The organism is Arcanobacterium urinimassiliense (assembly GCF_900119495.1).
GTDB classification, from domain to species: Bacteria; Actinomycetota; Actinomycetes; order Actinomycetales; family Actinomycetaceae; genus Arcanobacterium_A; species Arcanobacterium_A urinimassiliense.
Genome location: NZ_LT632435.1, coordinates 344,928 through 357,207, shown reverse-complemented (window position 1 = coordinate 357,207; position 12,280 = coordinate 344,928). Strand labels below are relative to the sequence as shown.

Genomic DNA, 12,280 nt, shown 5'->3' with positions numbered 1-12,280 from the left:
GCGCCCCGCCGTCATATAAAGATTCACTACACCCCATCTATAGCAACATTTACATACCACTCCGCGCACAGAAAACGAGAAAAGAGTATGCTGGTGCTATGCGAGATTTACAGAAGAAAATTATTGCTGAACTGGGCGTACATCCGGAAATTGACTGTGCAAACGAAGTGGAGAGCCGCATAGATTTTCTCGTATCTTATTTACAACGCAGCGCCAGCAAAGGATTCGTATTAGGAATTTCCGGAGGAGTTGATTCCACACTCGGCGGGCGCCTGGCACAGCTCGCCGCAGAAAAGGCTCGCAGCTGCGGAATTCCGGCCACTTTCACCGCCTTGCGCCTCCCTAACCACCAACAAGCAGACGAGGCAGATGCCCAGGCAGCACTCGCTTTTATCCGCCCTGATCAAAGCTATGCTCTTAATATCGGAAGTAGCGTAGATGCTTTTTCTGCCACGTACCGGGAAGCTACTGGCGAAGAACTAAGTGACTTCAACCGCGGCAATGTGAAAGCACGCCTCCGTATGGTAGCTCAGTTTGCTTACGCAGGCGATCACCGCCTTTTAGTGCTCGGCACCGATCACGCCGCCGAAGCCATTACCGGATTCTATACCAAGTTTGGAGACGGAGCTGCCGATATAATGCCCTTAGCCGGACTAAATAAACGGCAAATTCGCTCTTTAGTTCAGTTCCTAGGCGGGAGCTCTGCCTTGGCAGAAAAAACTCCCACTGCCGATTTACTCGATACCCAACCAGGGCGCGCAGATGAAGATGAGTTAGGAATTCACTACGTGGATATCGACGACTACCTAGAAGGTAAAGAAATAGCGACTGCCGCAGCAGAGCGAATCGAAGCCGCCTATCTACGTTCGCGTCACAAGCGCGCGCTGCCAGTTACCCCGCAGAGCACTTGGTGGAAATAAACTAGGAGCGCTGCTCTTCGTCTAAATCGCGGCGCCTATCGCGCATATTCCGCCGCCCCGATACTGCATCAGTGACTTCCCCGCGCCGCTCAGCAATTTCTGGGCGCATATCGCGCTGCGTAGCACGACTCTCCACTTGCGGAACTTTCCGATTTCGGTTCGCAGCAGCACCAGATTTTTTCCGCTTTCGCGGATTGATTCCAAATTTCTGCCACTGCAAAATTGATTTAAGCGAAATACGCTTGCGCATTCTGCGCGCTGATTTCGGCAAGTTATAGGCTTTCGGAAGAGTCCAGTTGAAGTAGCGCGCCAGCGCCGAAAATACGAAACAAAATATAATCGACGAAGCCATCCCCGCTTCGTACTGACCGCGGAACTGGAAAAACACCATCTGTGCCGAAGCAAATACCGCAAAAGTGGCATAGAGCGGATTACCACCAAATACCCGCGGAATCTGATTCACCAGCACATCGCGCGTCATACCGCCGCAAACTGCCGTAACTACTCCGAGGAAAATAGAGGGAACTACCGTCAAACCCGCAGAGAGCCCTTTCGAAGCTCCGGTAGCTGACCAGCACCCGAGCGCTAAAATATCGCCATATTCCATGGCGCGCCGCCACCATTTATTTTCCACTGGCACAAAGTAAACGAAAATCGCGGAAGTAAAAGCTCCCCCTAGGTACCACGGATCGGTAAGAGCTACTGGGAATCCGATTCCGAGCATCATATCGCGCAGTAAACCACCTCCGAGAGCGGAGGCAGCCCCCATAATCATGAATCCAATTAGGTCAAAGCCCAAGCGGCGTGCCAAGGTAGCTCCAATTAGACCGTTACATATCACCCCGGTGACATCTACTACGCGAAAAATTACTTCAGGATCCACCCTTTTAGGGTAACGCGCAGAGAAAAATTTTCCTAGATTGGCAGCCGAAACGTCAGCTCTAACACATCTTTTTCTCTAAAAAATCTCTAAATTAGATAAAAAGTATTTAATCGGTGACCCAAGTCTTCATAGCGCGCGAATACACTTCCGTATCGGCATCCGTATGCAGAGAGAAAAGCACTAGATCTAATACCGGCGCGCGCTTAGCTAACCAATCTTCAACCGTCTTAAGAGCGATATTAGCCGCTTCTTTCGCCGGGAAAGAATTTCCTCCCGTGGAAATGGCCGGAAAAGCCACAGATCTTATATCGCCTTTTTCTAAACACAGATCCAAGATATTACGATAGCAAAGCGCAAGCTGCTCCCGCTCCTGGGCAGTAGGCTTTGCGCCTTGTACTTTCGGCCCGAGCGTATGTATCACATAGCGAGCCGGTAAACGATAGCCGCGCGTAAGGACGGCATCGCCTGGCTCTAGATTCCCGCCTTTTATTTCAATGATTTTGGCACAGTCGTTCTGCAACCACGGGCCGGCCTGCGCATGAATTTCTGAATCTAAACAGCCGTGCAAAGGAATCGGGCAGCCCGTCATATCCGGCAAAGCCGTATTCACCACTGCATCAATAGCGAGCTGCGAAATATCTCCTAAGAAAAGCGCCACTCGTTCGGACTGCTGAAAATCGCATTGGGGATACGCTTCCGAGACACGGCGCAGATTCAACGCTTCTACTCGCCCTTTTAACCCCGATATGCGGAAAAGCAGAGTGTTGATAGCGCGAGAAGTCACTGGATCAATTGGACCTGGCTTACGAATCGCTAACTCCGAAGCCAACCAGCGCCAAAGGCCTTCATCAGTAGAAAGATGGGCCATAGAAGAAGAACCCGTAAAGTGCTTATTATGTAATCCGCTCAGCGCCGTCATTAATAAATCGTAATTAGAGCGCGTATCGCCCCGCGGATCGGCAATCGGCTCATCCAGCTTAATGGCATCCCGATATTCGGAAAGTGCAAGCATTTTCTACCTTTCTCTTACTCTCTAAGCCTACCTGAAATACTAAATTCTGCGGTAATACCCTCAGCAAGATATTCTTCTTCTTACACAATTTCTTCCCTAATTTTCCTTCTTACACTAGCTATTTTCCCGCTTTTCCATCTAATCTGGTAGCAGAGAGAGAGGAAGTGTATGGCAGAAAATCTACCTATCGGAAATCCGCCTGCAGGTTATGACGCAGTAATTGCCACAGACGGCGCCTGCTCCGGCAACCCCGGGCCCGGAGGCTGGGCGTGGCTCGAGCAACTGCGTGGGATTTACGCTTCCGGTGGAGCTGCCCACACCACCAATAATGTAATGGAACTACGCGCGCTCCTCGAAGCTCTCAAAGCCATCGATCCTAGTTTAGATATCCTCATTCGCGCTGATTCCTCCTACGTGCTCAACACCATCACCAAGTGGGCGCCCGGCTGGAAAAAACGCGGCTGGAAAAAAGCTGACGGTAAACCCGTAGCCAATCAGGAACTAATCGCCGAAATTCTCGAACTTTATGACGCCCGGAGCGGCCGCACCGATGTGGAGTGGGTGCGCGGGCACAATGGAGATGCCGCGAATGAGATGGTCGATTCGCTCGCAGTGCAGGCGCGCGAAAAATACCGCGCCTAAGCACTCTAAACCTAAGAGCTCTAAGAACTCAAAGCCGCAATAGCTTCTGCAAATACTTGCGCTGATTGAGCTCCTTCTATGGCATATTTATCTGCTAAGAGAAAGAAGGGGACTCCAGAAATACCCAAGGTCTCTGCTGCGTGGAGATCTGCACGTACTTCGTCTGCGTATTCTCCACTTTCAAAATCTATTTCTGCCTGTTCTCTATCCAGACCAGCCGCTTCGGCGATATTTAAGAGAGTATAGGTATCGGAGATATTAGCTCCATCTTGAAAATAAGCTTTCCACAACCGATTGAGCATTTCTTGCCCTTGTGCTGCAGCCACTTCTAAATTAGGAGCAGAGTTTTGCGCCGCGCGCAGTAGCTGATGAGCAAGAAAAGAATTGACTGGCTGCACCGATTCCCAGGCAAAATTTATCCCGCACTCAGCACCGATATCCGAGATATCTGCTAACTGTTTTTTCACTTCTGCCGGTGATTTTTCCCAGATATCAGCCAAGTAATCTATTAGCGAAAGACTAGTGACTCCTGGCGCATCGGCCTGCAACTGATAGGAATGATATTCCACTAAGGCAGATTTTCCGGATTTCGCAATTCCCTCTTGTAGGCGGCGTACCCCTATCCAACTCCACGGGCAAGTAATATCTACCCACGCATGAATTATCATTTCTCTCTCCATAGAGGTAAGACTAGCGGTATTTTATATACTTTGCCTGCCGCGGTAAGGGATTTACCTATTTACGATTACTTGCCCCTGCTCGTACAGCGGCATTCCAACTGCCAAAATGCTGGCGAATTCCCGCTCCCGACGGGCGGGCGCTGCCTGTTTTCATTTCTTTTTTTTGCGCTTCTGCCCAGCGCAGATAATTACCGTAGGAATTACTCTTTTTCTCCTCCGCCATCGCGGCGAGAAAATCCTGCATAGCTTGGCGATAATCTTGGACACTAAATTTTAATCCCCCACGCGATCTGCCTTCTTGCGGCATAAAGCCCGCCGAAATAAGGGCATCGTTCCAAAAACCGCGGAAGCCTTTAATTATGGTCTGCGAAGTGGGCGGCCACGCCGTCACTCCTCGCCCCGTCGGCAACTGATAATGCGCACAAACTTTTAACCGTGCCGCATCGTATTTACGCGCCGACATACTCACTCGGCTATTTTTCGTAATCTTCTGCAAAGTAGCTGCTATATAAGCACTTGCATCATTTTGTTGCGCTGCATCATCTGGCATCTTATATTTGACCGTGCGCTCCTGCCCCGCCGGGAGAGTAAAATCCGCTAACGGCGGCAAATCAGCCGCAAAAGCATATACCAAATACAATGCCGTGAGCAGCGAATCTATCCGAATACGCTCTTTTTCTTCCTCACTCACGATATGTAGACGAATATCGGGTAGCTGCCGCAGCAAGGTGCAGGCAACTCGAGCAGAAGCTTCAGCCACCACCGCCAGCTCTGCATGAAAAGATACTTCTTGCTCATCCGGCGCACCACACAAATCAGAAATAGCCCGCACCGAAATAAAAGGTTTATGGAAAACTGCGGCTACTTGCGCTATGGCTTGTGATTCCATATCGGCGGCAATCGCTTCCGGGAAAGCTTGGCGCATATCTCCCACATTCTTTTCCGTAATAAAGGCATCGGAAGAAAGAATCATGCCCGTGCGCACCGGCGTGCCACCTTTTATGAAGTCATAATCCGCCTGCGGATCCGCCGCATTATCGCGCACTATTTGCTGAGCATAAGCCAGTAATTTTTCTACGGTAGCAAAACGCGCAGGTTGCCCCGGTACTTGCCCGCGTTCGTAACCAAATACAGTGCCATCTGCACCGGCATTTACATATTGCGTACCCAGCACTACTTGACCTACCCGCGCATCTGGGCTCAATCCTCCTGCAGAGCCGATATTCACTATCACTTCTGGGTCGTAATTGCTGAGCGCCCAAGTAACTCCAGTAGCTGCCGAGACCATGCCAACTCCGGTGACTACAAGTAAGAGGCGTACCCCATTTTTATTAGCCAAAGTAACTTCGCCGCCACTGTAAGGAATATCGGCAATTTTATATCCAGAAAGCATTTCCCGAAATGCCTGCATTTCTTCTTTCATGGCCGCTACGACCAGTGCATTCACTACTACCATAGCTCTACCTTCGCATACCTCTTACTCATATTTTCTTTTTCATATCTTCTCTCAGCTTACTAATTTCCCCGCTGCCGAGCCGATTATGCACCTAAGAGCCGAAAGTGACATACTTCACTTTCTTGCAAAGATTTTATTTTCCCTTGTGGATAAGTTGCTTGCTATTTATACACAGATTTTCTATCTTCCGCCTCCTGTGCAAGTAAAAGCCCTAAATTTTTCCCCCAACTACACCACACCTCCGTGGAAAAATTTCTAGTAAATTACAAACTTGTACTTTTCCATGCGACTCGCCATCTAGTGGCACTTTCAAAAACTCACCACTAGGGGTAGTGTTTATGAGCGTACGAAGAAATAATTATGAATCGCTTTCCTACACCAACGAATTGCGGAAAGCAGACTTTTTAGAAAGGTAACCGAGGCTATGAGCATCACCGTTTACACCAAGCCTTCTTGTGTACAGTGCAACGCCACTAAACGCGCACTGCAGAAAAATGGTTTGGAATTTACCGAAGTAGATTTAACTCAGGATGCCGACGCTTTAGCTACCGTAAAGGCTCTCGGCTACCAGCAGGCTCCGGTAGTATTTGCCGGCGGTGATCACTGGGCCGGTTATCGCCCAGATAAAATACGGGCTCTGGCAGGAATTCTTGCCCAACAGCAGGCCGATTCCTCCGTGGTAAGCGCCTAAGGTAACTTGCCAGCAAATTGCCGGGATTTGCGATATCCGCTTCCCGGCATTTAATTTATCGCAACGCGGCGCTACCCGGCGGAAAAATCGCCAATTTTTGCGCTACACCGGGCAAAAGCATCTGGCTAAAAGAAACGAAGAAAGGGAGATATGCGGCATGGTAAATATCGTCTATTTTTCTTCTACGACTAATAATACGAAGCGTTTCGTAGAAAAATTAGGATTTCCCGCGCAGCGCATACCTTTACTCCCTAAAGATGGATTTTTGCACGTAGAAAAGGAATACGTGCTTATCGTCCCCACTTATGGAGGCGGAAATATCAAGGGCGCAGTGCCCAAACAAGTAATCAAATTTCTAAATGACAAACACAACCGCTCCCTCATTCGGGGCGTAATCAGCAGCGGAAATACAAATTTTGGCAAAGCCTATTGTCTAGCTGGCGATATTATCGCCGCCAAGACCCATGTACCGCATATGTACCGTTTTGAACTACTCGGCACCCCCACCGATGTGGAAAAAGTAAAAGAAGGATTGGAAGAATTTTGGACACGACTCTGACGGATACTGGCATCGAATTTACCCAACCGGAGCAGGATTACCACGCTCTGAACGCCAAACTGAATCTCTACGATGCAGATGGGAAAATCCAGTTTGCGGCTGATAAAGAAGCAGCACGGCAGTATTTTCTGCAACACGTAAATAAAAACACCGTATTCTTCCATGATCTAGAAGAAAAAATCGAATATCTGATTAAAGAAGGCTACTACGAGCGCGAAGTAATAGAACGCTACGATTTTGCCTTCATTAAAAAACTCTATAAAGCCTGCTACGCCCACAAGTTCCGCTTCCCTACTTTCGTGGGCGCTTTCAAGTACTACACTTCCTATACGCTTAAGACTTTTGATGGCACCCGCTACCTGGAGCGTTTTGAAGATCGCGTCTGCATGGTAGCTCTCACCTTGGCAGAAGGTGACGAAGAGCAAGCTCTCCAGCTCATGGAAGAAATAATTACTGGGCGTTTTCAACCCGCCACTCCCACTTTCCTAAATGCTGGCAAAGCCGCCCGCGGGGAATTGGTATCCTGCTTCTTATTGCGTATAGAAGACAATATGGAATCCATCGCACGCGCTATTACCTCGGCTCTACAGCTCTCTAAACGCGGCGGCGGCGTGGCTTTAAATCTTTCTAATATTCGCGAACAAGGTGCGCCTATTAAGCGAATCGAAAATCAATCTTCCGGCGTCAACCCGGTGATGAAAATTTTGGAAGACGCTTTCTCCTACGCCAATCAACTAGGGGCTCGCCAGGGTGCAGGGGCAGTGTACTTACATGCTCACCACCCGGATATTATGCGTTTTCTGGATACAAAGCGGGAAAATGCCGATGAAAAAATTCGTATAAAGACTCTCTCCTTGGGAGTGGTAATCCCCGATATTACTTTCGACTTAGCGAAGAAAAATGCCGATATGTATCTCTTCTCTCCCTACGACGTAGAGCGAGTATATGGCGTGCCCTTCACCGAAATTTCCGTGACGGAAAAATATCAGGAAATGGTAGAAGATAAGCGCATTCGCAAGACGAAAATCAATGCACGGCATTTCTTCCAGACCTTGGCAGAAATTCAATTTGAATCTGGGTATCCCTATATTCTTTTTGAAGACACTGCTAACCGTGCTAACCCAATCGAAGGGCGGATTACAATGTCGAATCTCTGCTCGGAGATTCTCCAAGTATCCGAAGCCTCTTCTTTCTTCCCAGATTCCAGCTACGAGAAAGTTGGAAAAGATATCTCCTGCAATTTGGGATCCTTGAATATCGCTAAGACCATGGATTCCCCAGATTTTGGGAAGACTATCGAAACTGCTATTCGCGCTTTAACCGCCGTCTCTGATCAAACCGATATTTCTTCCGTACCTTCTATCGAACGTGGCAATCAAATGTCACACGCCATCGGCTTAGGGCAGATGAATCTCCACGGCTTCTTAGGGCGGGAACATATTTTCTACGGCAGCCCGGAAGCATTAGATTTCACCAATATCTATTTCTATACCGTGCTATATCACGCTATTCGCTCTTCGATGCAGATTGCTAAAGAGCGGGGAGAGACTTTCCATAATTTCGAAAACTCTACCTATGCGAGCGGTGCTTTCTTCGATAAATACATCAACCAAGAGTGGGTACCGCAGACGCAGCGAGTAGTGGAACTTTTTGCCCAGATTCATATTCCCACTGTCGAAGATTGGCAAAAGCTGCGTGACGATGTGCAAAAGTACGGAATGTACAACCAGAATCTACAGGCTGTACCTCCTACCGGATCTATTTCCTATATCAACCACTCCACTTCGTCTATCCATCCGATTGTTTCGAAGATTGAAATCCGCAAAGAAGGAAAAATTGGGCGCGTCTACTATCCAGCAGCTTATATGGATAATGACAACCTGGAATACTATCAAGACGCCTACGAAATTGGGCCACAAAAAATTATCGATACCTATGCGGTGGCTACCCAGCACGTAGATCAGGGGCTTTCACTAACTCTGTTCTACCCAGACACCGTCACTACGCGCGATGTAAATAAGAATTATATTTACGCCTGGCGAAAAGGCATCAAATCGCTCTACTACATGCGCTTGCGGCAAGCGGCGCTGGAAGGTACCGAAGTGGCAGGCTGCGTATCCTGTATGCTCTAAGCAGTATAAATAAGACGTGCGGTAGCTAGACCAAAACTACGGAAAGGTTAAACTATGAATCCTCCTAAGCTGAAACTCATCGACAGCGTAGAGGCAATTAACTGGAATAAGATTATTGACGATAAAGATCAGGAAGTCTGGGATCGGTTGACTGGAAATTTCTGGTTGCCGGAAAAAATTCCGCTTTCGAATGATATTCCTTCGTGGAATACGCTAAACGACACCGAAAAAGAGATGACTACGCGAGTCTTCACCGGTTTGACCTTGCTAGACACTATTCAAGGCACAGTCGGAGCAGTTTCACTTATTCCTGATGCCCGCACTCCGCATGAAGAAGCGGTCTACACCAATATCGCCTTTATGGAATCGGTGCATGCTAAATCCTATTCATCTATTTTTTCCACGCTGATTTCTTCTAATGAGATAGAGGAAACTTTCCGCTGGTCAGAAAATAATGAATATCTGCAGAAAAAAGCCCATATTATTCTTTCCTACTACCGCGGCGATGATCCGGAGAAACGAAAAGTAGCTTCCACTATGCTGGAATCTTTCCTTTTCTATTCAGGATTCTATGCTCCAATGTACTGGTCGGCGCACGCGAAACTCACCAATACCGCCGATTTGATTCGCCTAATTATTCGCGATGAAGCCGTACACGGCTACTACATTGGGTATAAGTATCAACTGGCAGTGCGGGAATCTAGCCCTGAGCGGCAAGCAGAGTTGAAAGATTACGCCTTCGATTTACTGCAAGATTTATATGAGAACGAAGAACTCTATACTGAATCCCTCTACGATCCACTCGGATTGACCGAAGACGTAAAGATGTTCTTACGCTATAACGCCAATAAGGCACTTATGAATCTCGGCTACGAGGCGCTCTTTACCCCCGACCAGACGGCGGTGAATCCAGCGATTCTCGCTGCTCTCTCCCCTAATGCTGATGAAAATCACGATTTCTTCTCCGGCTCAGGATCTTCCTACGTAATAGGCACTGCCGAAGCTACCGTAGATGACGATTGGGATTTCTAAAAACGATTAGGATTTCTAAATATGACTTTCCATATTCTGGTGGTCTGCACTGGAAATATTTGCCGCTCTCCGATGGGTGAAATAGTGCTGCGCAAATATCTAGCCGCAGCGGGGCTATCCGAGGTCGAAGTGAGCTCGGCCGGCGTCTCATCTGAGGAGAGCGGCAATCCTATAGATTGGCGCGCGCAGCGGGTACTTGCCGAAAATGGCTATGAATTACCGGCTAATCACTGCGCTCATCGAGTAACTGCGGCGGAGATGCAACAGGCAGATTTAATTTTGGCTATGACGCGCGGGCACGCCGCTGCGCTCCAGCGCTTCGCGGAAAAGTACGGAGTAGAAAAAGAAAAAATTAAACTCTGGCAGGAATTTACCGGAGAAATTTCTTCCTACAATTCTGCTTCTTTCGATGTGGCTGATCCTTGGTACGGAGATGCAGCGGGCTTCCTCGACACTTTACAGAGCATCGAAAAAGGAGCTGCGGGGATTACTGCCTATCTAAAAAGCCACAACTGCCAGTAATTCACCAGCAATTATTTTCACTACTAGGATACTTTTACTTAAAGTCAGTTGATTTAGAGATATTTGATCTACGGCAACTAACTGCAGATACTTCTCCTATTGGTAATGCACTTACTTATTTTTCGCTCTCGTAAATATCTTTTCCGTAGCGCGGATTAATAATGTGCTGAGCTTTGTCTATTTCCGTAAGCACCACCGAATTCACCAAGGTACCATCTACATAATTTTCTGTGCGCACTACTACATAATCGGCACGCATAAAGAGACGAGAACGGCGAGTGGGCGCTGCTTTATTAGGCTCTGCTTTCTCCGGCGCCGCTTTCTCGGATGACGGCGCAGATGGATTATTTTCTTTCTCGCCACTTAACGGTAACTCCAGCACATATACGGGGGTACCCGCTATCTCTTCTTTCCCTGTAATTTTATATTCCAAAGTGGGGTCGACGCCGGCCGCCCGCAATTGCGAATTTAAAAGTGCTTCAAAGCTGCGCGGTAAAGCCGCAAAGGCGACCATATCGCTATCGTGCGCCAGCGCATTCGCTTCTTCCCATTTACCATCTCGATTAATAAAAGTAGTCCCCTCTACCAGCACTACCTGCAAATCTTTACCCGTCTTTGCATCTTTAGCCGTTATCTCGGCCGCCAGCGGGCGCACATTTACCTTTGCGGTTGCACTAGGTTTCCCATTAGCATCTAGATTCTCCTGCTGCCAACCCGCCAATTTTCCGAGTGCCTCTGACATGCAGAAAGCTACTTCACGTGCATTAAGCGTATCTTTGCCGGCGGCTTGGGCTTTAGCTAAAGGATCGGAGCACTCTTTCGGCACCGCTGCTTTCTCACTCGCGGCGCCTTTCCCTGCATCCCCATTTTCCGCAGTTCCGCCGTTTCCTCCACAGCCAGCCAACAGAGCAACTGCTAGAATCGCCACTCCCAATGCAGTGGTCATTTTATTTTTTCGCATTATCGCCCTTCCTGATATGGCGTTTTCACTTCCCGGTAAATATTTCACTTCTCCGTAAATAACTGCCGCTTTACCTAGTTTTCCTATTTTGCTTCTTCCCACGCAGTTTCGATAAGCCGCACCAGCTCCGCCATATCTACCTCAGCCAACGAAGTAAAAGAGATTGTGGAGCGCCCCCGAAACACCGCACCTATTCTGCGTATAAAATCTGTGGACCCGTAGCTAGGCCGCCGTAAATAAATCACTATTTTTTCGCGCCAGATGCTGAATCCCAATGCGAATTCTTCCCTACAACAATCCGCTGGGCACTCCGGACTGCCGTGGCGAAAACCGATAATAGCGGGCCCCCACATAAACGGCTCGGCACCGGTAATTTCCTGTATAAGCTGCACCAGCTGCAGGCCATCATAACGAAGCTGTACCTGGGGAAGAGCCGCTAAGAAATCATAAGGATCTAGCGGAGAATATGGCGGCTTAGCCGCTATAGATTGCCCGCCTTGGTACGCCATAGCTTCTCCTATATAGCTTCAGCTGTTTGCACTTTTATCGTGCCACATATCAGCTCGAGATTCCTGTTGAAAATTTGGAAAACGAAAAAGCGTGTGCGCACTGCCACTTCCTTTTATTAGGTTTTAGGTGGGAAAAAGATATAGAATTATGTGCGTTCCCAAGGAACGGCTTTTGCGCCAGTAGCTCAACGGATAGAGCACTTGACTACGGATCAAGAGGTTGGGGGTTCGAATCCCTTCTGGCGCGCTTTCGGCTCGATGGTAGATTTAAGTATCCCGTC

The 12,280-nt window shown here is 48.4% G+C and carries 13 protein-coding genes and 1 tRNA gene; 8 read left to right on the top strand and 6 right to left on the bottom strand.

Annotated features, from left to right (window positions below; translation table 11 throughout):
- Window positions 1–98: 98 nt before the first annotated feature.
- Window positions 99–920 carry an ammonia-dependent NAD(+) synthetase gene (gene nadE / locus BQ7117_RS01680; RefSeq protein WP_073995914.1) on the top strand — a complete coding sequence of 274 codons (822 nt, stop codon included), beginning with the start codon at window positions 99–101 and terminating at the stop codon, window positions 918–920.
- 1 nt (window position 921) lies between these two features.
- Here nadE and BQ7117_RS01675 read toward each other — a convergent pair whose 3' ends face one another.
- A complete protein-coding gene (locus tag BQ7117_RS01675; protein WP_073995913.1) occupies window positions 922–1,803 on the bottom strand; it encodes a trimeric intracellular cation channel family protein in 882 nt (293 codons plus the stop codon).
- A 106-nt stretch (window positions 1,804–1,909) separates the two neighbouring features.
- Window positions 1,910–2,815 carry a macro domain-containing protein gene (locus tag BQ7117_RS01670; protein WP_073995912.1) on the bottom strand — a complete coding sequence of 302 codons (906 nt, stop codon included), beginning with the start codon at window positions 2,813–2,815 and terminating at the stop codon, window positions 1,910–1,912.
- Window positions 2,816–2,983: 168 nt separating this feature from the next.
- Here BQ7117_RS01670 and BQ7117_RS01665 point away from each other — a divergent pair, with 168 nt between their 5' ends.
- A complete protein-coding gene (locus BQ7117_RS01665; RefSeq protein ID WP_073995911.1) occupies window positions 2,984–3,457 on the top strand; it encodes a ribonuclease H family protein in 474 nt (157 codons plus the stop codon).
- Window positions 3,458–3,477: 20 nt separating this feature from the next.
- Here BQ7117_RS01665 and BQ7117_RS01660 read toward each other — a convergent pair whose 3' ends face one another.
- On the bottom strand, window positions 3,478–4,137 hold the full coding sequence (locus BQ7117_RS01660) for a DsbA family oxidoreductase (protein WP_084789810.1): 660 nt from the start codon (window positions 4,135–4,137) through the stop codon (window positions 3,478–3,480).
- A 55-nt stretch (window positions 4,138–4,192) separates the two neighbouring features.
- Window positions 4,193–5,593, bottom strand: coding sequence for a 5'-methylthioadenosine/S-adenosylhomocysteine nucleosidase (mtnN, locus tag BQ7117_RS01655; RefSeq protein ID WP_073995909.1), 1,401 nt, complete (start codon window positions 5,591–5,593; stop codon window positions 4,193–4,195).
- 424 nt (window positions 5,594–6,017) lie between these two features.
- Here mtnN and nrdH point away from each other — a divergent pair, with 424 nt between their 5' ends.
- The 5 genes from nrdH to BQ7117_RS01625 all read left to right on the top strand — a co-directional run bounded on the left by nrdH (window position 6,018) and on the right by BQ7117_RS01625 (window position 10,529).
- Window positions 6,018–6,284, top strand: coding sequence for a glutaredoxin-like protein NrdH (gene nrdH / locus BQ7117_RS01645; RefSeq protein WP_073995907.1), 267 nt, complete (start codon window positions 6,018–6,020; stop codon window positions 6,282–6,284).
- 157 nt (window positions 6,285–6,441) lie between these two features.
- Window positions 6,442–6,843 (top strand): class Ib ribonucleoside-diphosphate reductase assembly flavoprotein NrdI, encoded by a 402-nt coding sequence (nrdI, locus tag BQ7117_RS01640; RefSeq protein WP_073995906.1) that lies wholly within the window; start codon window positions 6,442–6,444, stop codon window positions 6,841–6,843.
- Window positions 6,828–8,975, top strand: coding sequence for a class 1b ribonucleoside-diphosphate reductase subunit alpha (gene nrdE, locus BQ7117_RS01635; RefSeq protein ID WP_073995905.1), 2,148 nt, complete (start codon window positions 6,828–6,830; stop codon window positions 8,973–8,975). Before nrdI ends, nrdE begins: the two co-directional genes overlap by 16 nt.
- 54 nt (window positions 8,976–9,029) lie before the next feature.
- Window positions 9,030–10,007 carry a class 1b ribonucleoside-diphosphate reductase subunit beta gene (nrdF, locus tag BQ7117_RS01630; RefSeq protein ID WP_073995904.1) on the top strand — a complete coding sequence of 326 codons (978 nt, stop codon included), beginning with the start codon at window positions 9,030–9,032 and terminating at the stop codon, window positions 10,005–10,007.
- Window positions 10,008–10,028: 21 nt separating this feature from the next.
- Complete coding sequence (locus tag BQ7117_RS01625) at window positions 10,029–10,529, top strand: low molecular weight protein-tyrosine-phosphatase (RefSeq protein WP_073995903.1); 501 nt, start codon at window positions 10,029–10,031, stop codon at window positions 10,527–10,529.
- Between the two features lie 115 nt (window positions 10,530–10,644).
- On the opposite strand, the gene BQ7117_RS01620 is transcribed toward BQ7117_RS01625, so the two are convergent.
- Both BQ7117_RS01620 and BQ7117_RS01615 read right to left on the bottom strand, forming a co-directional pair.
- Window positions 10,645–11,490 (bottom strand): hypothetical protein, encoded by an 846-nt coding sequence (locus tag BQ7117_RS01620; protein WP_143273943.1) that lies wholly within the window; start codon window positions 11,488–11,490, stop codon window positions 10,645–10,647.
- Between the two features lie 83 nt (window positions 11,491–11,573).
- Window positions 11,574–11,999 carry a hypothetical protein gene (locus tag BQ7117_RS01615; protein ID WP_073995901.1) on the bottom strand — a complete coding sequence of 142 codons (426 nt, stop codon included), beginning with the start codon at window positions 11,997–11,999 and terminating at the stop codon, window positions 11,574–11,576.
- 174 nt (window positions 12,000–12,173) lie between these two features.
- Here BQ7117_RS01615 and BQ7117_RS01610 point away from each other — a divergent pair.
- A tRNA-Arg gene (locus BQ7117_RS01610) sits at window positions 12,174–12,246 on the top strand.
- The last annotated feature ends 34 nt before the right edge of the window (window positions 12,247–12,280 follow it).

What these genes read in the sequence shown, in the direction of transcription:
- nadE (WP_073995914.1), top strand. Translation starts at nt 99, where the DNA reads ATGCGAGATTTACAGAAGAAAATTATTGCTGAACTGGGCGTACATCCG.
- BQ7117_RS01670 (WP_073995912.1), bottom strand. Translation starts at nt 2,815, where the DNA reads ATGCTTGCACTTTCCGAATATCGGGATGCCATTAAGCTGGATGAGCCG.
- BQ7117_RS01665 (WP_073995911.1), top strand. Translation starts at nt 2,984, where the DNA reads ATGGCAGAAAATCTACCTATCGGAAATCCGCCTGCAGGTTATGACGCA.
- BQ7117_RS01660 (WP_084789810.1), bottom strand. Translation starts at nt 4,137, where the DNA reads ATGGAGAGAGAAATGATAATTCATGCGTGGGTAGATATTACTTGCCCG.
- mtnN (WP_073995909.1), bottom strand. Translation starts at nt 5,593, where the DNA reads ATGGTAGTAGTGAATGCACTGGTCGTAGCGGCCATGAAAGAAGAAATG.
- nrdH (WP_073995907.1), top strand. Translation starts at nt 6,018, where the DNA reads ATGAGCATCACCGTTTACACCAAGCCTTCTTGTGTACAGTGCAACGCC.
- nrdI (WP_073995906.1), top strand. Translation starts at nt 6,442, where the DNA reads ATGGTAAATATCGTCTATTTTTCTTCTACGACTAATAATACGAAGCGT.
- nrdF (WP_073995904.1), top strand. Translation starts at nt 9,030, where the DNA reads ATGAATCCTCCTAAGCTGAAACTCATCGACAGCGTAGAGGCAATTAAC.
- BQ7117_RS01625 (WP_073995903.1), top strand. Translation starts at nt 10,029, where the DNA reads ATGACTTTCCATATTCTGGTGGTCTGCACTGGAAATATTTGCCGCTCT.
- BQ7117_RS01620 (WP_143273943.1), bottom strand. Translation starts at nt 11,490, where the DNA reads ATGCGAAAAAATAAAATGACCACTGCATTGGGAGTGGCGATTCTAGCA.
- BQ7117_RS01615 (WP_073995901.1), bottom strand. Translation starts at nt 11,999, where the DNA reads ATGGCGTACCAAGGCGGGCAATCTATAGCGGCTAAGCCGCCATATTCT.